We start from the raw sequence: 26,848 nt of genomic DNA on the forward strand, positions 1-26,848 counted from the left end.
TAAAATAACGAGATTCCTGTGAACAACGCCCTATCGGACAGTTTATTAGCAGGCTAACCCCGTAGTTCCTACGGTTCTGAATAGGTTAAGCAGGTTGAATTGACAGCCTCTTGCCTTCGTTAAGGATATTTTTGCTTGCGTTTACATCTCGGTCATGATGCATGTAACAGTTGGGACATATCCATTCTCGCAGGCTTAGATTTTTCACTAATTTATTTTGGTAGCCACAGCCAGAGCACAGTTGACTGCTTGGGAAGTGTTTTGCTACCTTCACCAGTTGTTTACCATACCAGTTTGTTTTATAGGTTAGCATGGAGGCAAATTCTGACCATGATACATCGCTAATACTTTTGGCTACCTTACGATTTTTTAATAAATTGACTACCTGTAAATCTTCGATGCAGACAACATCGTGGTTTTTGATAATGTCTGTTGAGATTTTGTGCAAGTAGTCTTTTCTTTTGTTGGCAATAGATTCATGGATGCGGGCAACTATCATGCGTTGCTTATTCCAATTGGAAGAGCCCTCTACCCGGCGGGAAAGAGTGCGTTGTTCTTTGGTTAATTTCGTTTCCATTTTTCGCAACGAATGACGGGTACGATACACTGTTCCATCGGAACATATAGCAAAATTCGTTAAGCCTAGGTCAATGCCGACTTCTTTGTTGGTTTTCTGAAGATGTTGAATGTTTACTTCTGCTACGATTGACATGAAAAATTTGCCCGAAGGATTACGTCTAATAGTGGCATTCAAAATGCGACTTTCGACATCTCGGCTTTTAGCAAAACGAACCCATCCAAGCTTCGGCAATTTAACTTTATTGCCGTCAATCGTAATATTTCCGTTCGTGTATTTTGTAGTATACGACTGGGCAGGGTTCTTTTTGCTTTTAAATCGTGGCGGACCATTCTGCTTCTTGTAGTAGCGAGTGTAGGCATCGTTCAGATTTTCTACTGATTTCTGCAAAGCAATGCTGTCCACTTCCTTCAAAAAAGGGTGGTGTTGTTTTAATGCCTTGACTGCCTTGATTGTTTCATATTTGTTGAAGAATTCACCCTTCCAATTGTTTCGAGGCAATTGACCATTTTGAACCATTTCCTGTACGATAAACCAATAGGCATCTTTGTCCCTTTGTTTTCCTAGGAAATGGTTAAAGACAAATCGAGTACATCCCATTGTTTTATTGATTAATATTGCTTGCTTTTTGTTTGGATAGATACGAAACTTGTAGGCTTTATGCTGATTCAAAACAGTACACCTCCTTGAAAGTATCTACCATCACTATAGAACATATGTACTTATTAAGCAATGAAAAAAGGTTCCATTCATAAAGCTGGGACAAGTTTTATAATATAAAGTAATGATTATATTGGGAGTGGACTAGATGGAAGCTTGGATAATAGAGATCATGGAGAAATTTGGCTATATTGGAATCCTATTTTTAATCGCAATTGAAAACATTTTTCCTCCCATTCCTTCTGAAGTAATCTTAACGTTTGGCGGCGTTATGACGACTAAAACAAATCTTACCGTTTCTGGGGTTGTATGGTTTGCTACTTTAGGTTCAGTTATTGGGGCTGTCATTTTATATGGAATTGGTCATCTTATTAATATTGATAGACTGGAAAAAATGGTTGTAAAATACGGTCATATTTTAAGATTAACGAAAGACGATTTACATAAGGCGGATTCGTGGTTTGCCAAATACGGAATATGGACTGTATTTTTCTGTAGGTTTATTCCTTTAATTCGCAGCTTAATTTCTGTTCCCGCTGGCATGGCTCAAATGAATTTCGGTTTATTTCTTTTATTGACAGCAGTTGGAACATTTATTTGGAACATAATATTAGTCAAATTAGGTGCTGCTGTAGGGGAATCTTGGGAAGATATCGTTCAAATAATGGATGTTTATTCAAATATCATATATATTGTTTTAGTAGTATTAGTCGTAATAGCAGCCATACTATTTATGAAAAAAAGATTGTCAAGGAAGTAGGTATTTTTAATGGAAATTACAGGACATAGTGTAGAGCAACTGCTTGATCCAACAGGGATTCTTGAAGGTAATCGATATGAATTTTTTCTAGATCTTGATGTACCCGAGGATGATGAACTTTTTTCCGAACAGGGAATTCAATTACGAGTCCTTTTTTCGGTTATTGGTGAGGAAAAACGAATCGCAAATTATGATTTTATTGAACAAGTGACAAATCAAATTCTTGAATTTGCTTTAGATGAAGATGAGGAGAAAATGGTGGTCGAGTATTGTGCTCAGCATCTTGTTTGAAACTCTTGACTTTTCTGATTTTTTTCGTCATAATATTGTAAAATCAATGAACGTTGAAGAAGGATTAGTATGCAGGTGTTGATGTGAAAGAGAGCGAGATTTATGAGCTGAAAGATTTCGCCACAATCAATCTGCAGAACCTGCCTTCAGAGTCTTATGAAAAAACATAGGCGCCCGCCTCGCGTTATGAGGAAAAGTGAGATGTTTATGCATCTAATTATGGTGGTACCGCGGAAGTAACAGTCTTTCGTCCTTAAATTTAAGGATGGAGGGCTTTTTTTATTTCCATAAAATGTAAAGGGCAAGGGGATAGAAAGAATGAGGAAGCAACGGATTGTTGTGAAAATTGGCAGTAGTTCTTTGACTAACGATAAAGGGGAGATTGATCAAGAGAAGCTAAATGATCATGTCCAAGCGGTCGCCAAGCTTCGGGACGCTCGCCATGAAGTTATATTAGTTTCATCTGGCGCTGTTGCAGCTGGATTTGCTAGACTTGGTTATCCTTCTAGACCCGTTACGATTAAAGGAAGGCAAGCGGCGGCGGCTGTCGGGCAAAGTGTATTGATCCAGTCGTATATAGAAAAGTTTAGTGAGTTCGGAATTATCCCCGCTCAAATTCTGTTAACGAGGAATGATTTTTCGAATCGTGAAAGATATAGAAATGCTTATGCAACGATGATGGAATTAATTGAGCGAGGAATTTTGCCAATAATCAATGAAAACGATTCGGTTTCTGTTGAGGAATTGACATTTGGCGATAATGATATGCTCTCCGCCTTAGTAAGTGGATTCATCCATGCCGACCAACTCATTATATTAACGGATATTAATGGATTATATGATTCGAATCCTCGCCAAAATCCTTTGGCTAAGAAATTGGATTATTTAAATGCGATTACAGATGAAATGCTGGCTGCAACAAATGAAGTTGGCTCAAAAGTCGGAACCGGTGGAATGAGGTCCAAATTATTAGCTGCGAAAACAGCGACTTCACTTGGCGTTCCAGTTTTCATCGGAAAAGGGGAGGGCCCTGGTAAATTAATGGAGATCCTGCGTGGGAATGGCGATGGTACATACATTTCCAGCTCCGACTTTTCACCAATTAATACGAGTAGACAATGGATTGCCTTCCATTCAGAATCTACTGGAAAAATTTATGTCGACCAAGGTGCAGAAGAAGCGATTCTTTACAATGGAAGAAGTCTATTACCTGCTGGTGTATTTAAAATTAACGGCACTTTTGAAAAAGGGGACGTTGTTGAAGTCTTCGGTATAAATGGTTTAATCGGAAAAGGCGAGGTCAGCTATTCTTCTGATGCACTAAAAAAAGAAATTAAAAGAAGAAACGATGAAAAAGGTATGGAAGCTCTTGCACCATCTATTGAAGTTATTCATCGAAATCGTTGGGTTCAAGTATAACTTATTGGAGGGTTAGAAATGAGTGAAGTTAAAAGTAAAGGTCGGGCAGCGAAAATAGCGAGTTATGCACTCGTAACGCTAACTACAGAAGAGAAAAACACAGCTTTAGCAATGATTGCTAATCAATTGCGGGAAGATAAAGCAGCTATTCTTACGGAGAATGAAAAGGATTTAGTTGAAGGGAAAAGAAATGGTCTAACAGAAGCTGTTCTTGATCGGATCATGTTGAATGAAAAACGAATCGATGATATGGCACATGCTATTCATCAATTAATCGAACTGCAAGATCCGATTGGCGAAACGCTTGAAACAATTGAAAAAGACAATGGATTACTAATTCGGAAAAAACGTGTTCCTATCGGTGTCATTGGTATGATTTACGAAGCAAGGCCAAATGTTACGATTGATGCTGCAACTCTTGCGCTTAAAACTGGCAACTCCGTCATATTAAGAGGGAGTTCTTCAGCAAAATATTCGAATATGACGCTCATAAAATCAATACATTCAGCTCTTGAAAAAAGTGCTGTTCCTGTTGACTCGATTCAACTTATTGAAGATACAAGCCGTGAAACTGCGAAAGAGCTTTTCCAATTAAATGACTACTTAGACGTCCTCATCCCAAGGGGCGGGAAAAATTTAATCGATACTGTTGTTCGTGAATCCACTGTACCCGTTATTGAAACGGGAGCTGGCAATTGTCATATATTTATTGACGAAAGTGCGAATAAGGCAATGGCACAAGAAATCGTATTAAATGCAAAATTACAACGTCCTTCTGTATGTAATGCCATAGAAACAATCCTCATTCATGAAAAATGGCTTGACCAATATGGCGAAAATCTTTTAGCAAAACTAGTAGAAAATAACGTAGAGATTCATGGGGATGAAAAAGTTTTACAAGTTTTACCTTCTGCAAAACTGGCATCTGAAGAAGATTGGGAAACAGAATACTTAGGATTAACTGTAAGTGTTAAAACTGTGACGTCTTTGGAAGAAGCAATCGATCATATTAATAAATACGGAACACAGCATTCTGAATCGATTATAACGGAAGAGGAAAAGAATGCGGCCATCTTTTTAAATAGTGTAGATGCTGCAGCTGTATACCATAACGCTTCAACACGCTTTACGGACGGTTTTGAATTTGGGTATGGTGCTGAAATTGGCATTAGTACGCAAAAACTTCACGCTAGGGGTCCGATGGGATTGCACGCACTTACGTCTAGCAAATTTTTTATTTATGGTAATGGGCAAGTACGTATATAATTAAGAGGAAAGAATTAAAGGGAGATGGCATTTTTGAAAGATTATCAAATTGATGTACAACTTAGTACGACAAAAAAAGAAAAACCTGCATTTAAGCAACTTTCCTTCGGTACTGTATTTACAGACCATATGTTTGTAATGGATTATACGAAAGGAATAGGGTGGCATGATGCGAAGATTATTCCTTATCAGCCTATTATGTTGGATCCCGCTGCAATTATTTTTCATTATGGGCAGACTGTTTTTGAAGGACTTAAAGCATATAAAACGAAAGAAGATGAAGTCGTATTATTTAGACCCGATGAAAATATGAAACGATTAAATCGCTCAAATGAAAGGCTATGCATCCCTGAGATTGATGAGGAATTCGCTTTATTTGCCTTGAAAAAGCTGATATCCATCGATAAAGATTGGGTTCCGAATGTTGAAGGCACGTCACTTTATGTACGTCCATTTATTTTTGCGGATGAACCTTATTTAGGCGTATCCCCTTCTGATACGTATAAATTTATGATCATCCTATCGCCTGTTGGAGCTTATTATAAGGAAGGAATCAATCCTGTTAAAATATCGGTTGAAAGTGATTTTGTCCGCGCGGTAAAAGGTGGAACAGGGAATGCTAAAACAGCTGGAAACTATGCGGGCTCATTAAAAGCACAAGAAGAGGCGGAGGCAGAAGGCTTTTCACAAGTTCTATGGTTGGATGGCAGAGAACATAAATACATTGAAGAAGTCGGCAGTATGAACGTGTTCTTTAAAATTAACGGAGAAGTCGTGACCCCAGAATTAAATGGCAGCATTTTAGAAGGAATAACGAGAAAATCCGTCCTTGAGCTTTTACATCATTGGGAAATTCCAGTCGTCGAAAGAAAAATATCGATAGATGAAATTTTCCAAGCCTACCATTCAGGAGAATTAGAAGAAGCATTCGGAACTGGCACTGCTGCTGTTATTTCACCAATCGGGGAGTTGTTCTGGCAAGGTGAAAAAATCATTATTAACGATGGAAAAACAGGCGAATTATCGAAAAAAGTATATGATTCATTGACTGGAATTCAAACTGGAACTGAAGAAGATCCGTTTGGGTGGAGAGTGAAAGTGGTTTAAATTTTATGATTCCATATTTGCCATAGCAAGTGGAAGATACCACAAGCTATGGCTTGTTTTGTTTTGAGCTTTCTTAATATTCCTTTTACATAATAAATTATAACAAGTGAGGTAATTCAATCTATGAAACTATCATTAGCAACAAAAACATTAATAGGAATGATTCTTGGTGCAATCATCGGCTTTTTTGTAGGACCGAAAATAGAAGCTATTAATTTTGTCGGAACTATATTTTTAAGAGCCCTACAAATGGCCGTTGTGCCACTAATCTTTTTTAGCGTCGTTACAGCCATTATTAGTATGGGGGATATAAAGAGGCTTGGAGTTATTGAAATAAGCTAATTATTTTATTTATGTCGACGACCTTAATAGCGGCAGCAATCGGAATTATCGTCGGAAATATTATAAAACCCGGTAAAGGTCTAGTTTTAAATGACTTGCCAGAAGTGGACAAGGTCGATCAAGCACCTACATTTAGTAGTGTGGTCACCGAAATGTTTCCTACAAATATTATTCAATCGATGTCAGAAGGCAATATCCTTCAGGTAATCGTACTCGCTCTTTTTTCAGGTGTTGCGATTTTAATGCTGAAGGAACATGACAGAAATAGAATCCATAGTATTTTTCAAACTTTAAACAATTATATTATGAAAGTATTAAATATCGTCTTACTGCTTTCTCCTTACGGTGTATTTGCATTGATGGCTGTAACAGCTGGTAAATATGGTACATCTGTTATTGGACCTTTAACGAAATTTATCGGTTCGATTTACTTGGGATTATTTTTGCAATTATTAATTGTTTATTTTATTCTTTATTTTATTTTTACTAGGAAAAATCCGTTTCTATTTTTCAAGAAAATCAGTCCAGTTTGGATTACTAGTTTTACAACATGTAGTACAAAAGCAACGATGCCAGTATCCATTAAAACATCAGAGGATGAACTTAAATTACCAAAGGATGTAGTTGGTTTGACAATTCCTTTAGGCGCATCGATGAATATGGATGGAAATGCTCTTTGGTTCGGCGTTGTTGCGATATTTGTTACTCAGTTAACAGGTATAGAAATGTCTATTAGTGAACAAGTTATTGCCGTACTATTGGGTGTACTTATGACATTAGGAAGCCCAGGAATTCCTGGTGGTATTTTCGTTGCAACGACCATTTTCTTAACGTCTCTTAATTTACCGATTGAAATCATCGGTTTACTTGCAGGGATTTTCAGAATTATGGATATGGGAATTACAACGATTAACGTTGTTGGTTCTGTAGTTGTTGCTGCGATTGTAGGAAATAAAAATGAGTAGCCGTAAGGAGAAGGTTGTAGGATTATTGGGTGGAATGGGTCCTGAAGCGACCATTGATATTTACCAAAAAATCACTGAATACACCTTTGCTAAAAAAGACGAAGATCATTTACGGATTATTATTGATAGTAATCCGAAAATGCCAAGTAGACAGGATGCTATTCTGCTTGGCTCTGAAAATCCTGGTCCAGCCATGGCCGAAACAGCACAGAATTTAGAAAGGGCGGGAGCAGATTTTATCGTCATCTGCGCGAATACTGCTCATTTCTATTATGATTTTGTTAAGGATGCAGTGAATATTGAAGTACTTCATATCATTGATGAAACAGTGAAAAGCATACTTGAAGCGGGTACTAAAAAGGTTGGGGTACTTGCTACATCTGGGGCGATTAAGACAGGGATTTTCCAAAAAGCATTAGAAAAAGAAAGCTTGGATGTTGTATTGCTTCCTGATGATTTACAAAATGGAATTCAGGATGCCATCTTTTCATATAAATATAATGGAAAAAATGATGACAATATCAGGAGCTTAAAGGTGGCAGCTGACTATTTAGTTGAAAATGGAGCAGAAACAGTCATTATGGGCTGTACTGAAATTCCAATTATTTTATCTGAGGTTGAAACGAATGTGCCATTCATTGACCCAAATGAAATCATTGCCAAACGTATTGTTCAATTTGCGAAACCGTAGCTTTCCGAAAATGGAGGAGGAGTCCAATGTGTATCGGAACTGAGTATATTAGAGTTGTAATTGAGAGATTTAAAAGCATAAAAAGTCTTGGAGATAAGACTATCGAACAATTATCAGAAGGCGATATTCATTGGAGATTAAATGAAGATTCCAATAGTATTTCTATTATTGCTAAGCATTTAAGCGGCAATATGATTTCTAGATGGACAGATTTTTTTAGTTCGGATGGCGAGAAGCCAGATAGGAATCGCGAACAAGAATTTGAAGATGAAACAATATCCAAAAGGGAAATGATCGAAATCTTGGAAAAAGGTTGGAATACTCTTTTTGAAACTCTTGAAAGCTTAAAAGAAGGCGATTTGTTAAAAGATGTTTATATTCGTGGCGAAAGACATTTGGTAATAGATGCAATTGAAAGACAAGTAGCTCATTATTCATATCATATTGGGCAGATGGTTTACATTGGGAAACAAATAAAAAGTGAAAATTGGGAGAGTTTGAGTATTCCTAAAGGAAAGTCAGAAGTATTTTTACAAGAAATGTTGAAAAGACATCAGAAAAAATAAATCCAATGAAAACGTTCAGAAACTGAGCGTTTTCATTTTTTTATTGAATTTTAAAAAAGGCTATGCTATATTACTACTTATTAAAGAAGTTTAATAAGTTTATTGTATTGCGAGGCGGTTCTTTTTGCACGAAAATCTCACTACTCCAAAAACAATGAAAACTGTTATTCATCGCAGGATTCGTTCAACTTTTTTAGAAAAAGGCAGTGCAACAAAAGTTGAATTGAGTGATTCATTAGGGATTAGTTTTCCGACAATCAGTAAGTTTTTGTCAAAGATGGAGAAGGACGGAGAACTATTATTAATTGGTCTTGATGAGTCTACCGGGGGAAGAAAAGCGCAAAGGTATGCTTATAATCCTGAGCATCTATTAGGTCTAGCGATTTTTTTAGAAAGAACAGAGACAAATTTTATTGTATTTAATTGTTTAGGAGACATGAAGGAGCAGGGAAATATCGAAAGTGTAATAAATGATGATGTTAAAAAACTGATTAAATATATTGAAGGTATCATTAACAAATATCCAAAAATCAGTTCGATCGCAATTGGAGTTCCCGGATCTGTTGACAATGGGCGGATTTTTTTTATACCGGGTTATGACCATTTTAATAATTTTGACTTAAAAAAGTACATAGAGGATTATTTTTCATTACCTGTCGTAGTGGAGAATGATATGAATGCTGCAGTGCTCGGATACCACAAAAGTAAAGTAGATATTGTAAATCCGTCACTTGTATATTTATCTTCTGGACAAAATGGCCCGGGAGCTGGAATTATGGTTAACGGAGATTTAGTGCGTGGAAGCACTTTTTTTTCAGGAGAGGTATCATTTGTTCCTTTATATGATGATCGAAATTTTTCACAAGTAGTAGGAGGTAAAAGTAAAACTTATTTTCAAGAAAATGAGATAGATGCGATTGGAAGGTTAATTGCTTCTTTTACAGCTATCATTAACCCTCATATATTTATTTTTTGTCATGATGAAGTGAACAAATCTATTATAGAAAAAATTATATTAGCAAGTTCAACATATATACCCGTAAATCATTTACCTAAGATTACTATGAGTAACTGGAAACAAGATTATTTAAATGGGTTAGAAAGTCTTGGACTTAATTTAATGATTTCAAATACAAGCATTCAATAAAAGGCGGTTACAAAATGGCAACATTCTTTTTAATACTTATTTATTTAGCATTTATTAGTTTAGGTTTGCCAGACTCATTGTTAGGGGTAGCTTGGCCAGCCATGCAACCTGAATTCGGGGCAAGACTTGACACTGCTGGAGTACTATTCATGGTCATAGCAGGAGGCACAATTATTTCTAGTCTTTCAAGTGGCTTTGTCATTGGAAAATTAGGAACCGGAAAAGTCACATTTATTAGTGTATTGATGACAGCAGCAGCATTACTTGGTTTTTCCTATGCACCATCTCTTATTTGGCTAGTTATATGTGCTATTCCACTTGGCTTGGGAGCAGGTTCGGTTGATGCTGCATTAAACAATTACGTTGCCACACATTACAAAGCACATCATATGAGCTGGTTACATTGTTTCTGGGGAGTCGGTGCTACACTTGGTCCAATCATCATCGCACAATTTATTTCCGAGCAAAATGCTTGGAGAAGTGGATATTTTACGATTGCAGGAATACAGTTTGCCCTTGTGATCATTCTGTTTTTCAGCTTGCCATTATGGAATAAAGTTGGGAATCGAAGTAATAATGCTGAAAATGAAGAACTATTAAATAAAAATGCTAACGTTGATGAAAGTGTTAAAAATACAAAACCTTTAAAAATCAGGGGAGTTAAATTGGCGCTGGTCGCATTTTTATTCTATTGTGGCGTTGAATCAACAATGGGACTCTGGGGAAGTAGTTTTTTGGTAAACGTTAAAGAATTGCCAATAGAGGTTGCAGCAAGATGGATTTCTTTATATTACGGTGGAATTACGGTAGGAAGATTGATAACAGGTTTTATTACAATGAAAGTAAGTAACAAAATACTAATTCGGGCGGGACAAATAATTGCGTTAATTGGAGCGTTATGCCTATTCTTGCCGCTACCATCAGGATTTTCATTAGTAGGCTTTATTTTGGTAGGTTTAGGATTAGCACCTATTTTTCCAAGTATGTTACATGAAACACCGACACGTTTCGGTAAAGAACATTCCCAAACAATTATGGGTTATCAAATGGCAGTTGCCTATACAGGTGCTACATTCTTACCACCGTTATTTGGCTTCATCGCATCCCATACAACGATAAAACTTTTCCCGTTATTTATCGTTATTTTTGCGGCAGTAATGCTTTTAGGGTCGGAGAAATTAAATGACCTGCTGTTAAAGAAGCCTCTTTTAGCGGAAAAGATAACAAAGACGACGGCAAGCTGAGTTGAATTAAATTGAGAGAAAAGAAACTGGCGTTAATCGAAGAAGGATTAACGCTTTTTTTATTGAAGTTATTAAAGGGCAGTTTAAGCGAAAAAGGAATTTTGTAATTTCCATTGTAATAATTATGTAGAGATTAAAAATTTGACCAGTTTTAAAAACAGATAGAAAAATTTTATTTTATTGTGAGAGGATGAAAGTAAATGTCAACGATAAAAAATAAAAATGAAATTCGTGAGTGGGTTAAGGCACTTCTTATTGCAATTCTATTAGCTTTTGTTATTCGCGCTTTTTTCTTCACACCAATTGTAGTTGATGGTTCTTCAATGGAACCTACTTTACAAGACCAAGACCGCATGATTGTAACAAAAATAGGAGAACCGAAAAGATTTGATATTATTGTTTTTCATGCCCCAGATGGTAGAGATTACATTAAACGTGTAATTGGATTGCCTGGTGACCGTATTGAGTATAAAGGACGATATACTTTATATAAATGATGAACCTTACGATGAACCGTATTTAAACAAATTTAAACAAAAGCTAATGGATAGCCCATATAGACACCAGTAGGAAGTGAAGTGGTTCCAGAAGGGCATTTATTCGTTTTGGGTGACAATAGAAGAGGGAGCTCGGACAGTCGCCATATCGGAGCTATCCCAATTGAAAAGGTAGTAGGAACAACAAGAATTATTTATTTTCCAATAAAAGATATTAAAGTGATAGGAAAATAAAACTATTATGTAAAGTACCAATCTAAATGATTTAGGTATTATTTTTAAAAAATGCACTTATATATTTAAAACTAACCAAAAGTAATTGGGCTCTACGCAATCCAGTGAAGGGGGAATCTAGGTGTCGCTGGAAGTACGTCCATATAGCGTTGGCAAATTTGAAAAAAGTGTCATGGAATTAAACAAAAAAGCATGGGTGCTCTTTAAATACAATAAAGATTATGAGCATCAGAAAATGAGCTGTGTCCTCAATGAGGATGGAAATTTAATTGCTGTGGGGTATTTGCGTCATGGATTGTCGGAAGATCACAATGTAATGGAAGTTGTGATTGAAGTTAATCAAGAGGCTTTTGAGCGATTTTCTGAAGTGAGAAAGGTTTTGTATCCTTCTTTAATTAATATCTGCTACGCACTTCGTAATCCAGAAAAGAAAACAAAAATGGTAGTGTGGAATGATTTTGATGGTGATAGGGCATTTTATGAAGAAAATGGTTTTAACGATTACCAAACGTATTACTTTGCAAATCGAATGATTAACCGAAAATCGCTTGCCGAAATAGAAGCACCGATCGGTGTTAAAGTTCGTCATCATCTAATGAAGACAGAAGATGAACGAATGAGTTACGTCAGTCTAGAAAATCAATATTATAATGGGGTCGTCTATTGGAGCCTAAATATGCTGGAATGGATGATCGCTGGTCCTGAATTACAAACTATATCAGCATTTGAAGGTGATGAGATGGTAGGTAGTGTTACATGTTGGCAAACAGGGGCAATTGATCGGTTATTTGTTATTCCGCGTTGGCGTAATAAAGGGCTAGGTAAATACCTCATTGCTAAGGCATTTGATTATCACTTAGCAAACGGCCGAACGAACGTTCAAACTTTGGTGAATGACTTGAATATAGAGGGCAAACAGTTGTTGGAGTCTATGGGGTATCGCTTTCCTGACAAAATGGAACTATTAGCCCGGGACATTTAGCTATGAACGAGGATAGATTCCGTTAAGTACAAAATAAGGATAGATTGAGTAGAAGTTTCTATGCTCAACTATCCTTTTTAATTTATTCCATATATTTTCTAACAATGATTCGTCCTGAAATCAAGATTTGCTCTGATTACAGATCGAATCCGATGATGATTCGTCTTGAAATCAATATTCGCTCTGATTACAGATCGAATCCGGCGATGATTCGTCCTGAAATCAAGATTTGTCCTGATTACAGATCGAATCCGGCGATGATTCGTCCTGAAATCAAGATTTGTCCTGATTACAGATCGAATCCGTTGCCGATTCGTCCTGAAATCAATATTTACTTTGATTACAGATCGAATCCGATGATGATTCGTCCTGTAATCAAGATTTGTCCTGATTACAGATCGAATCCGTTGCCGATTCGTCCTGAAATCAAGATTTTCTTTGATTACAGATCGAATTCGGTGCTGATTCGTACTGTAATCAAGATTTTCTTTGATTACAGATCGAATCTTCTATGGATTTGGACTGAATTCACAAAAAGCATGGATTTTATTCTCGAATCTCAATCTATCGACATTTAAATCAAATTTTACAGCAGTTATCGAACATTAAATATCAATTAGCTCCTAATATGCAGTCCTATTTTAAAAATCGTCTAGTCTTTTTGTTTAGACAATACATAAGAAGGGGAATATGTGATACGTGTCGGGACAACATAAAAAAAACTGACTGGAGGATCTTGCATGGCAACAACTTCGCAAAAACAGTTAAAGATTTTTTGTAATACCGAATACGATACTTTACATAAGGTAATTTTATGTGAACCAAAGAATATGGAGATAAAAGAAGTTATTAATGAAACACAAAAACAATACGAAAAAGAAAACATTGATTCAGAACTCGCTACTAATCAGCATAGAGAATTTATTAAAGCACTGGAAAATCAAGGCATCGAGGTTATCTTTATACCTCCATCAAAAAAATTTCCAGAACAAGTTTTCACTCGTGATATTGGATTTACGATAGGGAGTGACTTGTTTGTAGCTGAAATGGCAAATGATATTAGATTAGGTGAAGAACGAGTTTTGAAAGATCTTTTGAAGGAGAAAAGCATCCCTTTCCTGGATTTAACTGAAGGAAATATTGAAGGTGGGGACGTAATAATAAATAAAAATACAGTCTTTATTGGTATTAGCAGCCGGACAAATAGTAAAGCAATCGAGCAAATGAAAAAGCTCTTGCCCAATTACGAAATTGTCCCAATCCCATTTGACGAAAAATATCTTCATTTAGACTGTGTTTTTAATATTATTTCCTCCAACGAGGCTTTGTATTTTCCTAGAGCATTTGATTCCGAAACCATTAAATTTTTAAAAACACGATTTGAATTAATAGAAGTGTCGGAAGATGAACAATTTACGCTAGGCACAAATGTACTATCAATTGGGAATAAGAGAGTGTTTAGCTTACCTATTAATAAAAATGTTAATAGAAAATTGCAAGAATTAGGTTATAACGTAATGGAAGTAGATATATCAGAGATTATAAAATCTGGAGGCTCATTTCGCTGCTGTACTTTGCCAGTTTTAAGAGCAGGGCAATAACTTCAGTAATATCGTTTGACAGAGAAATATAATTAGCCGTAACTAATATATATAAAGTAATCAAAAAAATGAGGTAATGTCATTTTGACATCGCCTTTTTTCATTTAATTTTACTTTGCATTTGAAAAACATTCACAAATAAAGAAAATCGGAAGTATATCCAATCTATGGCCAGATACACCTTTAAAATGTCCTTTTTGACCATGAATTATGATTTTTTTGAACGTAAAATGATACTTGACTTACTTGATTGAGTCTCTATCACTTCCTTAGGGGGCAGAAATGAAAATTATTTTTATCTCATTAGATACACTAAGAGCGAATAGGCTTGGTTGTTACGGATATCATCTTCCAACCAGCCCTTATATCGATAAAATCGCAGAGCAGGGTGTACTTTTCGAAAGCGCCTTCGCATCAGATATACCTACCGAAGTGGCACATACGAGTATTTTTACTGGAAAAGTTGGTTTAACCACTGGTGTTATATCACATGGTTCTTCGTTGACTTACTTGCCTAAAGAGGTCAAATGGCTGCCTACCATTTTACGAAACGCAGGATACACAACTGCAGCTGTAGACAATTTATACAATTTAAAAGAATGGTTTGCAAGAGGATATCAATATTATATTAATACAGTCGGAAAAACAAGATGGATTGATGGGAAGACGATCAATAGTCTTGCGAAACCATGGCTTAAAGAACATAAAGACAAGGATTTCTTTTTATTTCTTCACTATTGGGATCCTCATACTCCGTACTTACCACCTAAGGAATATATCCCAGCATTTTATGATTCCGGCAAGGACCAATATGACCCAACTAATAAAAGTATGGATCCCGCTTTTAATCATCCTGCTTACCCATTTTTCAAATATCACCATTATGATTTACTTGGGAATATTACTGATACAAATTATGTCAATGCATTATATGATGCGGAAATTCGCTATTTAGATGATTTATTAAAGGATTTGGATAATCATCTTATCAAGTTGGGCATTAAAGATGAAACCATGCTTGTCCTATTCGGCGACCATGGAGAAAGCTTAACAGAACATGATATTTACTGGGACCACTGTGGTTTATATGATCAAACTGTTCATATTCCGCTAATTATAAGATGGCCAAATTTCATCTCTCCTGGTAAAAGGGTCGCAGGTTTAGTACAGCATGCTGATCTTATGCCGACTATACTTGAAGCTTTGAATCTTGAAATCCCTCAAGATTTAGATGGAAAAAGTCTTTTTCCACTCATAAATGGAATTGAAAATGTAAATCATTCTGAAATCTATTTAAGTGAATGTGCATGGCAGGCGGCAAGAGGGATTCGCACAGAGAAATACAAATATATAGAAACGTATGATTCCGGACCATTTACGAGACCGCCGGCAGAACTTTATGACTTACATGAAGATCCGAGTGAGGAGAATAATCTTATTGAAACCCATCCAGACCAAGCAAATAGATTTCATAAACAATTATCCAATTGGGTAAATAATAAACTTCAATCTAGTGAAGATCCTATGGAGTATGTGTTAAAAAAACAGGGTTTACCATTTAAGCTAAGGATAGAAAAAGTTCTAGAAGAATACGGTCTATCTTGGGATGCATGGAAGGCGAATCCAAGAAGGGAAAGAATTGATTTAGCAACAAGGAAGACATAAATGAAAAAATCGATTAAAAAATGTTTCCTTTTGAGGAACATCAAATAGCCGTATTTCACTGATTTTTCATCAGATATACGGCTATTTCATTTTAGAAAGTAAAAAGAAAAGACAATAAGGTCATGGTCAAATTTTAAAGAAGAAAGTAGGTTTTCAATTATGGATGTTGGTGCCGTATCAAGAAGTTTTCCTCAATTAAGTAATCAAGAGACTGCAGAACTTTTATCCAAAAATGGTTTCAAATGGACGGAGCTTTGCTTTTCCCAAACGGATTCAAATTATTGGGTGTACAACGGTCGATCGGATATGAATGAATTAACAAATGAAGAAAGCATAAAAATTGTAGAAACTTATCGAAATATTGGGATTGAGGTAAGCGCTATAGGGGCTTTCACGAATTTATTAGAAACAGATGAAAAAGAAGAGGAGAAGAATCTTTCATATTTTGAGAGATTAATCGAAATCGCAAGTATAAATAAGATTCCATATGTATCGACTGAATGTGGTTTTATTCCTGGGAAAAGGGGAGTGAATGCAGATACGTACGAAGCCAATTTTCATAGAATTCTTGAGAATGTGAAACACTTATCTATAAAGGCTGAGCAATATAATGTTTCGATTGCGATTGAGCCGTGTGTATTAGATATCATTCCAAGCGCCAAGAGAATGGTTGATTTTATCAATCAGGTAGGTTCCGATCGGGTAAAAGTATTGTTGGATCCCGCCAATTTAATTGCTAATAACTCCGAGGTTGATATGTTTTCGTATTTATCCAATCATATTGCTTATTTTCATGGAAAGGATCGTAAGGTAAATGATACATATGGCAGGGCAATAGGTGATGGTGATATCAATTGGCCATTGTTTTTACATTTGTATCATAAATATACAGAGAATGTCCCTTTTATTATGGAATATGTAAATATCGATAATTTTTGTGAAATACGTGATCGTGTTATTCACTTTGATGAAATGGCTTTATTTCAATTTAAATAAAGGGACATCCCTTTATATGATTGAATCAGAAGTGCAAAAACCGTTGAAGATATTTCTATGAAACTTTGATATACAATCATTCATTATTTTTGCAGAAACTATAAATCCATTACACTTTTAACAAACGACGGATTTAAATTACAACGTTTAGCGCTTTACCCCTATAGCTTTAAATCAACATGGCCGAATTGACCATAAAATTGGCAGGATGAACAATGATGATTTAATGAGGGACAGATAAAATTTAATTATTACAGAAAGCGTTTTCAAATTTAAGTGAAACGGGGGAGTTATATTTGATTGGAAAACTGACTTGGATTATTCCCGATGGCTTTTTACAACCAAAGAGTACAGGGGATCAAATAAGTCATGAAGCTGTTTGTGTGTTGAATTTGACCGATGAGCCCGCCGATATTCATCTTACTTTATATTTTGAAGATCGTGAGCCAATGAATCAATTTTTTTCGGAATGTGGACCTAACAGAACCCATCATATTAGGTTAGATAAAATTAGGGACAAAAATGGAAATGAAATACCTAGAGGTGTTCCATACGCAATTAAGGTCGATAGCAATGTACCAATCATTGTCCAACATAGTAGATTAGATACTTCACAGGAAGCTCTTGCGTTATTTACGACAATGGGTTATGCAGCAAATTAACGTTGAGGAGGACGAATAAATGGCGTTAAAAGTAGGGATTGTAGGAGTTGGAAACATTGGGAGCATTCATGCATCGGTTTACAAGGAAAATCCCGATACTGAAATTGTAGCCGTCTGTGACATTATAAAAGAGAAAGCAGATGAAGCTGCCGTCAAATTTGGAGGAACTGCATTTTACAGTGTGAAAGACATGCTTGCAAGTAATGTTCAATTGGATCTTGTCAGTGTTTGTACAAAGGGAGAAGAAAATGGAAGTGAGCATTTTGCTCCAACAATGGAATTATTAAATGCGGGTATACCAGTCCTAGGTGAAAAACCGATATCCAATAATATCGAAGAAGGAAAACAGATGGTTGATCTTGCCAGGAAGAATAAGTTGCCTTATGCAGTCAATTTAAACCATCGCTTTACACCTGCTGCAGAAAGAGCAAAGTCGTGGCTGGAAAGTGGAAGATTAGGAAAGATTCATATGATCAATATGAGAATGTGGATCAATAATCCAGTGGAAAGTTCTCCATGGTTCCACTTGCGTGCATTGCACCCTCATTCCTTTGACGTCATTCGGTATTTTTGCGGAGATGTGAAGCGGGTAGCGGCTTTTATGATGAAAGGTGAGGGTCGTGCGATTTGGTCCAATGCTCAAATCATTTTAGAATTTGAAAATGGTGCGATTGGAAATCTTGTCGGAAGTTATGACGCGGGTGCAAGCTATGGTTTAGAACTTTGTGAAGTAGTCGGTTCAAAAGGTCGTTTTGTATTAGAAGATGCTTGCGAACATTTAACTTTTTACCCAAGAGCTGGCATCGAAACAGAGAAGTACAGCCATCTCGGCGGAATGCGTGCCTTCCCGGAAACATTTAAAAGTCGCATCAATTCTTTTGTTGATCAACTTATTACTGGTGTTACATATGACCGGGTAGATGGATCTGGTGAAGATGCACTAAAAGCTCAACTCATTATTGAAGCCGCCATTAAATCATGGGAAACTGGAACGATCGTTGACGTAAAGGAAGTAGGACTTATTCCTGGAGGGGTAAAATGATTAAGCTTGGGGTAAACTCAGTCTTATTTAAAGACTTCGATTTTTCAACTGCAGCAAGGCAAATAGCGGCTTGTGGTTATGATGGAGTGGAAATATCAGCGATTAAAGGGATGTGTGAGCACCTCGAGTTAGATCGTTGGAAAGAACAAGCGGAGGAAATATGCTCTATCGCCGATGCAAATGGTTTAGAGTTTTTATCAATGGAAGTAGCATCACTAGATGAAGAGCGTCTTACATTAGCGTTTGAAGCTGCCGCTGCGATTGGCATTCCAGTTATCAATGTCGGGCCGGGAGGAAAATCAGGCGTAGCAACAGATTTACAACATTCAATCGAAACACTTTACCATTTAGCGAAAAAAGCTGAAAGTTATGGTGTAACACTTTGCGTAAAGGCCCATGTTGGAAACGCGATCTACAATACAGAAACTACCCTAAAAGCAATGAATGAAATTCCTTCTTCTGCCTTTGGAATTGACATGGATCCTAGCCATATTTATCGTGGCAATGAAAATCCGGAAGAGGAACTTCCAAAAGTGTTAAGTCGAGTAAAACATATTCATATTCGTGATTGTAATGGCCGAACTGCTGGGCCGGGATCGATTCAAAATCAAGCGTGCGGACGAGGGGATATAGACTTATTTGCTTATTGTCAGGCAATGGTTGATGGGAATTACTCCGGTCCTGTCGTTCTTGAAGTGATTGGTGCAAGCAATCATTCACTCGCTGATGTTTCCATTGTCGCTGCTGAAAGCTATGGATATTTAAATGCTTGCTTGAAAGCACTTGGTGCAAGAGAAGCAAATATTGTTCAGAAAGGGTAGGTCCAATGAAAAAGAAGCCTAATATCATTCTTTTTGGCATTGATAGTTTAAGAAGAGATCGGATGAGTTCTTATGGGTATGAACGTTTAACAACTCCACATATTGATAAATTTGCAGATGGTGGAGTATTATTCGAAAATCATTTTAGCCCTAGCATTCCAACCACACCAGGCTATGCCTCAATGTTAACGGGTATGGATTGCTTTAGCACAGATGTGGTTGCTCTCCGTCATAAAGGACCCTTAGGTGATCACGTGAAAACCTTGCCTGAGATTCTGGGGGAGAATGGCTATAATACTACATGTGTAGGGTTTACCGGTAATCCATCTTCTAGAGGATTTCAAAAATATATCGACTATCCAGGTTGGGGAGCGGATGAATCAGGTCGTAGTCCGAAGGCAGAGAATTTAAATAAAGTCGCCATTCCTGAACTAAAAAGGCTTTCGGAAGAAAAACAACCATTTTTCCTATTTCTAAGGCATATGGATCCTCATTCGCCGTATTTGCCGCCAAAACCGTATGAGAGAATGTTTTACGACGGAAATGAATGTGATCCAAACAATGATTCTTTAAATAAATTAAAAGAGTTTAAACCGTTTTCCGATTATATTACTTCTTGGCTTCCGGAAGGTTGCACGGATTCGCAATATGTTGATGCACAATACGATGGTGCGGTTGCGTATATGGATGCCTGCATTCAAAACATTTTTACAACCGTTGAAGCTTTAGGGATAGAGGAAGAAACATTAATTATTATAACTTCCGATCACGGCGAAACATTAAATGAGCATGAATGTTATTACGATCATCACGGTCTCTATGAAAATACTTTAATTGTACCATTAATTATGAAATTTCCTGGAAAACTTCCAGAAGGAAAAAGAATTTCAGACTTTTCATTCATTAAGGATATTACTCCGACAGTATTGGAACTTCTTGGGTTGGAAAGCAATATTTCTTTTGACGGTCGTAATCTGTTGGACCTTGTGTACGATCGGAAAAACATTGTTTCACCAGTTTCAGAGTTTTATATAACCGAATGTACATGGATGAGAAAACACGGTTGGCGTACTCCAGAATGGAAATTAATATGTTCTCTTGAGCCCGACTTCCACTTTAAACCGGAAATTGAACTTTATAATATCTTCAACGATCCAAAGGAAATGACGAACGTAGCAACCGAAGAGCCGGAAATCGTTAATATGCTGTTAGGAAGAATGAACAAGTATATTGCAAAAAGGGAAGGTGAAACGGGAAGGACCAATCCAATGTATACTAATTTAAGCTGGCACGGTCGTGATCACGGTCCATTCAAAACTTCACAAGAAGCATATGATTCATTGTATATCGGTTCTATTAGCACCGCGCAGAAGCTACAAGAAAAAGATAAAGAGAAAGTATAACAATTCATAGAATACTTCAAAAGTCATACTTTTGAAGTATTCTAATTAATCTTAAAAAACGCTAGCATTATGGAAAGGAGAGGAATACTTGATTAAAGTTGCGGTAGTTGGTGTAAATCATATCGGTAAACTTCATTGTCGTTTTTATAATGAAAATCCCGATGCTCAATTAGTTGCTATTTGTGATTTAAATAAAGAACTAGTGGAGAAAGTTGCAGCAAATTATGGAGTTCCCTCTTATTCAGATTTAACCGTCATGCTTAAGTCTGAAGAAATTGATGTTGTAAGTGTGGCAACGGGCGGTTTTGAAAACGGTTCCCATCATTATGGACCTGCTATGCTTGCGATGAAATATGGAAAAGATGTCTTAGTTGAAAAGCCAATATCAAATAATATTTCGGAAGCAAAAGAAATGGTAGATTACGCTAGAAAACAGAAGATTAGACTGGCATGTAATCTTAACCATCGATTCGTTCCTACTGCTTATATAGCGAAGGAATGGATTGAAAAGGGAGATCTAGGTACATTACTCTTTATTAATATGAAACTTACGATTGAAAATCCGAATGAAACTAGTCCGTGGATTCATATGCGAGCATTACACCCACACTCGATTGATGTCATGCGTTATTTTTGTGGAGACGTACGGAGAGTTCAAGCTTTTATGACAAAAGCTCCTGGGAGAACTGTTTGGTCAACTGCCTCTATTAATATGGAATTTGAATCCGGTGCTGTTGGCCATTTAACTGGCAGCTATGATATGGATAATAGACATCCGATTGAATTTTGCGAGGTGGCCGGGACAAAAGGCAGATTCACTATCAATGATGTATACAATGAATTAACTTTTTATCCACACAAAAGCCAGGAATTGAAAATGTATAAAAATTCAGTCCTATCCGGGATAAATGGTTTTAACGAAACCTTTAAACATCGGCTTGATACATTTATTCAAGAGATTAAAAAAGGCGTATCACCTAAAAACATTACTGGTTCTGGTGTAGATGCATTAGCTGCTCAGGAAGTCATTGAAGCTATTATTTACTCGCAAATAGAGAATGGAAAGGTTATTGATTTAAAGGATATAAGTGAAATAGGGAAACAATTGCAGTAAATTAATTGAATCCTAGTAATATTCACCTACTATTATATTTAAGATATGCACTGCAAAAGCATGTCGATTCAATATTTCAATTATTCCATAGGAGGAGTAAGGATGAGCACGGCAAGATACCAGAGTAGTGAATACATGAAAACAAAAGATTTTCCTTTCTGGATTCAACGGTTTCTACATGACTCAGCAAACGTCCCTCCAGCCCACTCACATGAATTCATTGAATTAGTATTCGTTATCCAAGGTAATGCAAATCACGTTTTCGAAGGACAATCGTATACCATTAAGACGAATGATGTTTTTATCATCAATCCAGGTGAAGTTCATACATTTGAAGTTGAAAATAATAAAAGTCTCGAAATCATCAATTGTTTATTTTTACCTAGCCTGATTAAAGATTCTTGGTTAAAAGAATTGGGTGTATCGCAGTCAATGGATTATTTTTATATTCAGCCATTTTTAGATCGGAATGAAAGATTTCATCACCTCCTAAATTTAGACGGAAATTATTCTTCGAGATTTCTTTCGTTATTGGAAGGTATGATGCATGAATACCATAAGAAAAATTCATGTTACTCTACATTAATACGTCTGCAAATGGTTGAATTATTGATTTTGCTTTCGCGAATATATAATGAAAGAAATTCTACTGCTGAAAAGCCTTATATGACTGAAAATAGTAATAGTGTATTAGTGCAACGTATTTGTGGTTACTTATCAAGGAATTATGATCAAAAAATATCTATTTTAGATCTTTGCCATATTTTTAATATTAGTCCTAGACATCTTAATAGACTTTTTAAACAAGAAACGAAGAAAACAGTTATTGAAATGTTACATAGTATTAGAATTGAAAAAGCAAAACAATTCTTAATGGAAACAGACGATAAGGTGATTGATGTAGCTATTAGAGTCGGGTATGACGATTCTGCATTTTTTAGTAAGCTTTTTCGTAAATTTGTCGGTTGTTCTCCGGGGAAATATAAAGGAAATTCGAAAGTTAGCTAATGAAAGTGAAGGGAGATTATAAATGAGTGTCCATGCACTTCAATATTACAAGAACATCAAGCCACATGGTGGAATTTTAATAAATAGAGAAGTTAATGATAATGAACGGGAAAAATTATTAAAAAGAGCGGCGCAACTACCATCTTTAACCATTTCGGAATGGACGATATCCGATTTAGAATTAGTGGCAATTGGCGGTTTCAGTCCTTTGATAGGGTTTATGAATCAATCAGACTATCTTTCTGTCATTAATAAAATGCGACTTGAGAATGGTCTCGTTTGGAGCATCCCTATTACTTTGCCTGTTTCATTTGAAGAAGCATCTCTGTTTTCGATTGGGCAAGAAATTGCTCTAACAGGAGAAGACGATATCATATACGGAACTTTAAAGCTTGAGGAAAAATTCATATATGACAAAAAAGAGGAAGCTCATCTAGTATACGGAACGACTGATGAAGCACATCCGGGTGTGAAAAAATTATATGAACAAGGTGAGATGTATTTCGCAGGACCAATCACCTTGCTTAATAGGCCGAATCATGGAGAATTTGCTGCATATTATAAAGATCCTGTCCAAACAAGAGAGATGTTCGCAAACCTTGGTTGGAAAACGATCGTTGGTTTTCAAACACGAAATCCCGTCCACCGTGCACATGAATATATACAAAAAATCGCCATGGAAAATGTCGATGGTTTATTATTAAACCCCTTGGTCGGAAAAACAAAATCTGATGATATTCCAGCTGCAATTCGTATGAAGAGCTACGAAGTTTTATTAGATCATTACTATCCTAAGGATCGAGTTCGATTAGTTATATATCCTGCTGCCATGCGTTACGCTGGTCCGCGAGAAGCGATTTTACATGCATTGGTACGGAAAAATTACGGGTGTACACATTTTATTGTCGGGCGTGATCATGCTGGAGTTGGCGACTACTATGGTACGTACGAGGCCCAGGAATTGATTAGTCTTTATGAAAGAGAAATCGGAATGACTATTCTTAAATTCGAACATTCATTTTATTGTAAGCTATGCGAAAGTATGGCAACTGCGAAAACATGCCCACATAGTAAAGAACACCATCTCCATTTAAGTGGATCAAAAGTACGAGCGTTGCTAAAAAGCGGAATAAAACCACCAAAAGAATTTTCTCGGCCTGAAGTAGCAGAAATTTTAATTAAAGGACTTAGCGAAGTGGACAATTGTGATTAGGTTCCGTCCACCGCATGTAAGAGGAGATTGTTAATGAAATCTACGAATATTACTTGGCATGAACAGCAGGTAAGTAAAAAAGAAAGACAAAATTTACATGGACATAGAAGTGCCATTTTATGGTTTACAGGTTTATCGGCTTCGGGCAAATCAACGCTTTGTGTAGAAATTGAAAAGAGATTATACGCTTTAGGAATGAGCACGTACGTACTGGATGGCGATAATATTAGACATGGGCTTAATAAAAACCTCGGATTTAAGCCAGAAGATCGTTCGGAAAATATACGTAGAATTGGTGAAGTATCTAAATTATTTGTAGAAGCAGGAATTATTGTGCTGACGGCTTTCATTTCTCCCTATCGAAACGACCGTGATATTGTTCGAAAATTGGTTGACGCCCGTGAATTTATAGAGGTATATGTAAAATGCAGTGTGGAAGAATGTGAGAGACGGGACCCAAAAGGGTTATATAAAAAGGCTAGATTAGGGGAAATCCCAGATTTTACGGGAGTTAATGCCCCTTACGAAGAACCTGGTAATCCTGAAATTATTATTGATAGTGAAATACTAACTGTCGAAGAATCTGCTGACCTTGTGATAAAATATTTAAAGGATCATCAGTACTTAGAGCTAAGATAAAATTGCTTTAAAAATATCCTTTTTTATGGAAACTAATTCATAATAAAGGGTATTTTTTATATTAGAGGTCCTATCTGTAAAATTGGTGTACATAAGATGCATTCTAGTAGATAAAGCCTGGAAGGACGTTTGTATTTATCAAGTTCAAATTTGCTTGGAGTATAGTAGTGGACAAGCCCATGCAATCAAAGTCAAAACAATAGAAGGAGCCATTTAAATGAAGCCTATTTCTGATCATATTAAAGAAAATTTAGATGTGCTGTTCGTAGGATTTAATCCAAGTATTATGTCCAGTGAAACAGGACACCATTTTGCCAATCCAACGAACCGATTTTGGTCCATATTATATAAAGCAGGTATTACTGATAGAAAATATATGCCTACAGAGGACTATAAGTTGCTTGAAATTGGTTATGGTTTCACCAATATTGTTGCAAGACCTACCAAAAGTGCACAGGAAATTACTTCTGATGAGTATCGGAGTGGAAAAGAACAATTAAAAGCTAAAATAACCAAATACCGCCCAAAAATAGTTTGCTTTGTAGGAAAAGGAGTATACCAAGAATATAGCGGCAGAAAAAATGTTCGATGGGGAAAGCAATCAGATTCACTTATTCCAGATGTTGTTGATTTTGTTGCCCCTTCATCGAGCGGGCTTGTCAGAATGAGTATCGATGAAATTTCAAACATCTATTCCGAGTTGCCAAAATTACTAGGCAAAGTAAAATAAAAATACAGACCATGATATTTATCACGATTTATCCATGACATTTATGCCTTCAATTATTGTTATATTATGTATATGCTTGTACATAATGAATACGGAAGGAGATGCTTAAATGTCTAAACATGATCCGAAACAATTGAGAAAACAAATTGCCCCTTATGAGAAATCAAATACTAAAAACAGTGTAAGACAAGTAATAAATACGCTTGTGCCATTCTTTTCACTCTGGGTTTTAGCGTATTTCACCCTTTCCTTTTCCTATTTATTGACGCTAGGGATATGTATTATTGCAGCCGGTTTCCTCGTTCGAATATTCATCATTTTTCATGACTGTTGTCATGGCTCCTTTTTTAAAAACCGACATGCGAATAATATTCTTGGAACTGTAACTGGTATTCTTACTTTTTGCCCATATGAGCAATGGAAGCATAGCCATTCCATTCACCATGCTACTAGCAGCAACTTGAATAAAAGAGGTACTGGTGATGTTTGGGTCCTTACAGTCGATGAATACATGGAAGCATCACAAATGAAAAAATTAGCGTACCGACTATATCGAAATCCTTTTGTCATGTTTGTCCTAGGTCCTATTTATATATTTTTAATCGCATACCGATTTAATGTTAAAAATGCTCGACCTAGAGAACGTCGGAACACACATATTACAAATATTGCTATCGTTGCTATTACAGCCTTGTTATGTTGGGCGATCGGATGGCAAGCGTTTCTTCTGATTCAAGGACCAATTTTCTTCATATCAGGTTCATTAGGTATTTGGCTTTTTTACGTGCAACATCAATTTGAGGATTCTTATTTTGAAAATCAAGATGAATGGGATTATGTAAAAGCCGCTTTGGACGGCAGTTCGTATTATAAATTGCCGAAAATTCTGCAATGGCTTACTGGGAATATTGGGTTCCACCATGTGCATCATTTAAGCCCAAGGGTTCCTAACTATTACCTTGAGGAAGTTCATAATAATCATGAGCGCTTACAAGAAGTCCAAACAATAACTCTAAAAACAAGCCTACGTTCACTTAAGTTTCGCCTTTGGGATGAACACGGGAAAAGATTTATCGGTTTTAAAGAAGTGAAAAGTCTTTCTGAAAAGAAAAAAAGTACAAGCATGCCTGCAGAAGTGAAATAAAAACCGTTAGCTCCTTTGTGATATGATAACAAAGGAGCTACATTTTTAAATTGAAGAGGTAT

General features: G+C 36.3%; 27 protein-coding genes, 1 pseudogene and 1 other annotated feature. Of the genes and pseudogenes, 27 read left to right on the plus strand and 1 reads right to left on the minus strand.

The features are described 5' to 3' along the window. Window positions 1–85 precede the first annotated feature (85 nt). The gene (gene tnpB / locus NQ185_RS14265) at window positions 86–1,249 is read right to left on the minus strand and encodes an IS200/IS605 family element RNA-guided endonuclease TnpB (RefSeq protein WP_257582615.1); all 1,164 of its coding nucleotides are present in this window, start codon (window positions 1,247–1,249) and stop codon (window positions 86–88) included. A 136-nt stretch (window positions 1,250–1,385) separates the two neighbouring features. Here tnpB and NQ185_RS14270 point away from each other — a divergent pair, with 136 nt between their 5' ends. From NQ185_RS14270 to desA, 27 genes and pseudogenes are all read left to right on the plus strand, one after another. Next, window positions 1,386–1,997 carry a DedA family protein gene (locus NQ185_RS14270; protein ID WP_257582616.1) on the plus strand — a complete coding sequence of 204 codons (612 nt, stop codon included), beginning with the start codon at window positions 1,386–1,388 and terminating at the stop codon, window positions 1,995–1,997. Between the two features lie 9 nt (window positions 1,998–2,006). Beyond that, complete coding sequence (locus NQ185_RS14275; RefSeq protein WP_257582617.1) at window positions 2,007–2,288, plus strand: DUF6509 family protein; 282 nt, start codon at window positions 2,007–2,009, stop codon at window positions 2,286–2,288. A gap of 44 nt (window positions 2,289–2,332) precedes the next feature. Continuing rightward, window positions 2,333–2,546 (plus strand) — a binding site (T-box leader). A 60-nt stretch (window positions 2,547–2,606) separates the two neighbouring features. Then, window positions 2,607–3,707 (plus strand): glutamate 5-kinase, encoded by a 1,101-nt coding sequence (proB, locus tag NQ185_RS14280; RefSeq protein WP_257582618.1) that lies wholly within the window; start codon window positions 2,607–2,609, stop codon window positions 3,705–3,707. 18 nt (window positions 3,708–3,725) lie between these two features. After that, a complete protein-coding gene (locus NQ185_RS14285; protein WP_257582619.1) occupies window positions 3,726–4,973 on the plus strand; it encodes a glutamate-5-semialdehyde dehydrogenase in 1,248 nt (415 codons plus the stop codon). 33 nt (window positions 4,974–5,006) lie between these two features. Further along, the gene (locus NQ185_RS14290) at window positions 5,007–6,080 is read left to right on the plus strand and encodes a branched-chain amino acid aminotransferase (protein ID WP_257582620.1); all 1,074 of its coding nucleotides are present in this window, start codon (window positions 5,007–5,009) and stop codon (window positions 6,078–6,080) included. A gap of 123 nt (window positions 6,081–6,203) precedes the next feature. Beyond that, window positions 6,204–6,422: a cation:dicarboxylate symporter family transporter gene (locus tag NQ185_RS14295; protein ID WP_257582622.1), complete on the plus strand. Its 219-nt coding sequence runs from the start codon at window positions 6,204–6,206 to the stop codon at window positions 6,420–6,422. 11 nt (window positions 6,423–6,433) lie between these two features. Then, window positions 6,434–7,387 carry a dicarboxylate/amino acid:cation symporter gene (locus NQ185_RS14300; RefSeq protein ID WP_257582623.1) on the plus strand — a complete coding sequence of 318 codons (954 nt, stop codon included), beginning with the start codon at window positions 6,434–6,436 and terminating at the stop codon, window positions 7,385–7,387. After that, window positions 7,380–8,078 (plus strand): cysteate racemase, encoded by a 699-nt coding sequence (cuyB, locus tag NQ185_RS14305; protein WP_257582625.1) that lies wholly within the window; start codon window positions 7,380–7,382, stop codon window positions 8,076–8,078. Before NQ185_RS14300 ends, cuyB begins: the two co-directional genes overlap by 8 nt. Window positions 8,079–8,104: 26 nt before the next feature. Continuing rightward, window positions 8,105–8,644: a DUF1572 family protein gene (locus tag NQ185_RS14310; protein ID WP_257582627.1), complete on the plus strand. Its 540-nt coding sequence runs from the start codon at window positions 8,105–8,107 to the stop codon at window positions 8,642–8,644. A 124-nt stretch (window positions 8,645–8,768) separates the two neighbouring features. Then, a complete protein-coding gene (locus NQ185_RS14315; protein WP_373370812.1) occupies window positions 8,769–9,791 on the plus strand; it encodes an ROK family transcriptional regulator in 1,023 nt (340 codons plus the stop codon). A gap of 14 nt (window positions 9,792–9,805) precedes the next feature. After that, the gene (locus NQ185_RS14320) at window positions 9,806–11,035 is read left to right on the plus strand and encodes an MFS transporter (RefSeq protein WP_257582628.1); all 1,230 of its coding nucleotides are present in this window, start codon (window positions 9,806–9,808) and stop codon (window positions 11,033–11,035) included. A 200-nt stretch (window positions 11,036–11,235) separates the two neighbouring features. After that, window positions 11,236–11,766, plus strand: a pseudogene (lepB, locus tag NQ185_RS14325) (signal peptidase I). A gap of 121 nt (window positions 11,767–11,887) precedes the next feature. Further along, on the plus strand, window positions 11,888–12,748 hold the full coding sequence (locus NQ185_RS14330) for a GNAT family N-acetyltransferase (RefSeq protein WP_257582629.1): 861 nt from the start codon (window positions 11,888–11,890) through the stop codon (window positions 12,746–12,748). A 44-nt stretch (window positions 12,749–12,792) separates the two neighbouring features. Further along, window positions 12,793–13,326, plus strand: coding sequence for a hypothetical protein (locus tag NQ185_RS14335; RefSeq protein WP_257582630.1), 534 nt, complete (start codon window positions 12,793–12,795; stop codon window positions 13,324–13,326). Between the two features lie 162 nt (window positions 13,327–13,488). Beyond that, window positions 13,489–14,349, plus strand: a complete 861-nt coding sequence (locus NQ185_RS14340; protein ID WP_257582631.1) for a dimethylarginine dimethylaminohydrolase family protein — start codon at window positions 13,489–13,491, stop codon at window positions 14,347–14,349. Between the two features lie 282 nt (window positions 14,350–14,631). Beyond that, window positions 14,632–16,014 (plus strand): sulfatase family protein, encoded by a 1,383-nt coding sequence (locus NQ185_RS14345; protein WP_257582632.1) that lies wholly within the window; start codon window positions 14,632–14,634, stop codon window positions 16,012–16,014. A gap of 159 nt (window positions 16,015–16,173) precedes the next feature. Continuing rightward, window positions 16,174–17,010 carry a sugar phosphate isomerase/epimerase family protein gene (locus NQ185_RS14350; protein ID WP_257582633.1) on the plus strand — a complete coding sequence of 279 codons (837 nt, stop codon included), beginning with the start codon at window positions 16,174–16,176 and terminating at the stop codon, window positions 17,008–17,010. Window positions 17,011–17,306: 296 nt separating this feature from the next. Continuing rightward, on the plus strand, window positions 17,307–17,672 hold the full coding sequence (locus tag NQ185_RS14355; RefSeq protein ID WP_257582634.1) for a sensory rhodopsin transducer: 366 nt from the start codon (window positions 17,307–17,309) through the stop codon (window positions 17,670–17,672). 19 nt (window positions 17,673–17,691) lie between these two features. Further along, the gene (locus NQ185_RS14360; protein WP_257582635.1) at window positions 17,692–18,714 is read left to right on the plus strand and encodes a Gfo/Idh/MocA family protein; all 1,023 of its coding nucleotides are present in this window, start codon (window positions 17,692–17,694) and stop codon (window positions 18,712–18,714) included. Next, window positions 18,711–19,535 carry a sugar phosphate isomerase/epimerase family protein gene (locus NQ185_RS14365; RefSeq protein ID WP_257582636.1) on the plus strand — a complete coding sequence of 275 codons (825 nt, stop codon included), beginning with the start codon at window positions 18,711–18,713 and terminating at the stop codon, window positions 19,533–19,535. Before NQ185_RS14360 ends, NQ185_RS14365 begins: the two co-directional genes overlap by 4 nt. Before the next feature lie 5 nt (window positions 19,536–19,540). Beyond that, complete coding sequence (locus NQ185_RS14370) at window positions 19,541–20,938, plus strand: sulfatase family protein (RefSeq protein ID WP_257582637.1); 1,398 nt, start codon at window positions 19,541–19,543, stop codon at window positions 20,936–20,938. Window positions 20,939–21,026: 88 nt separating this feature from the next. Further along, window positions 21,027–22,052 carry a Gfo/Idh/MocA family protein gene (locus tag NQ185_RS14375; RefSeq protein WP_257582638.1) on the plus strand — a complete coding sequence of 342 codons (1,026 nt, stop codon included), beginning with the start codon at window positions 21,027–21,029 and terminating at the stop codon, window positions 22,050–22,052. A 102-nt stretch (window positions 22,053–22,154) separates the two neighbouring features. Beyond that, window positions 22,155–23,060, plus strand: a complete 906-nt coding sequence (locus tag NQ185_RS14380) for an AraC family transcriptional regulator (RefSeq protein WP_257582639.1) — start codon at window positions 22,155–22,157, stop codon at window positions 23,058–23,060. A gap of 22 nt (window positions 23,061–23,082) precedes the next feature. Continuing rightward, window positions 23,083–24,273 carry a sulfate adenylyltransferase gene (gene sat / locus NQ185_RS14385; RefSeq protein WP_257582641.1) on the plus strand — a complete coding sequence of 397 codons (1,191 nt, stop codon included), beginning with the start codon at window positions 23,083–23,085 and terminating at the stop codon, window positions 24,271–24,273. Between the two features lie 33 nt (window positions 24,274–24,306). Next, window positions 24,307–24,912, plus strand: coding sequence for an adenylyl-sulfate kinase (gene cysC, locus NQ185_RS14390; protein ID WP_257582642.1), 606 nt, complete (start codon window positions 24,307–24,309; stop codon window positions 24,910–24,912). Window positions 24,913–25,129: 217 nt separating this feature from the next. Continuing rightward, complete coding sequence (gene mug / locus NQ185_RS14395; RefSeq protein ID WP_257582643.1) at window positions 25,130–25,642, plus strand: G/U mismatch-specific DNA glycosylase; 513 nt, start codon at window positions 25,130–25,132, stop codon at window positions 25,640–25,642. A 109-nt stretch (window positions 25,643–25,751) separates the two neighbouring features. After that, window positions 25,752–26,786 carry a Delta(5) desaturase DesA gene (gene desA / locus NQ185_RS14400; RefSeq protein WP_257582644.1) on the plus strand — a complete coding sequence of 345 codons (1,035 nt, stop codon included), beginning with the start codon at window positions 25,752–25,754 and terminating at the stop codon, window positions 26,784–26,786. Window positions 26,787–26,848: the final 62 nt, after the last annotated feature.

It is taken from the genome of Lederbergia panacisoli (genome assembly GCF_024626525.1).
GTDB classification, from domain to species: domain Bacteria; phylum Bacillota; class Bacilli; order Bacillales; family Bacillaceae_C; genus Lederbergia; species Lederbergia panacisoli.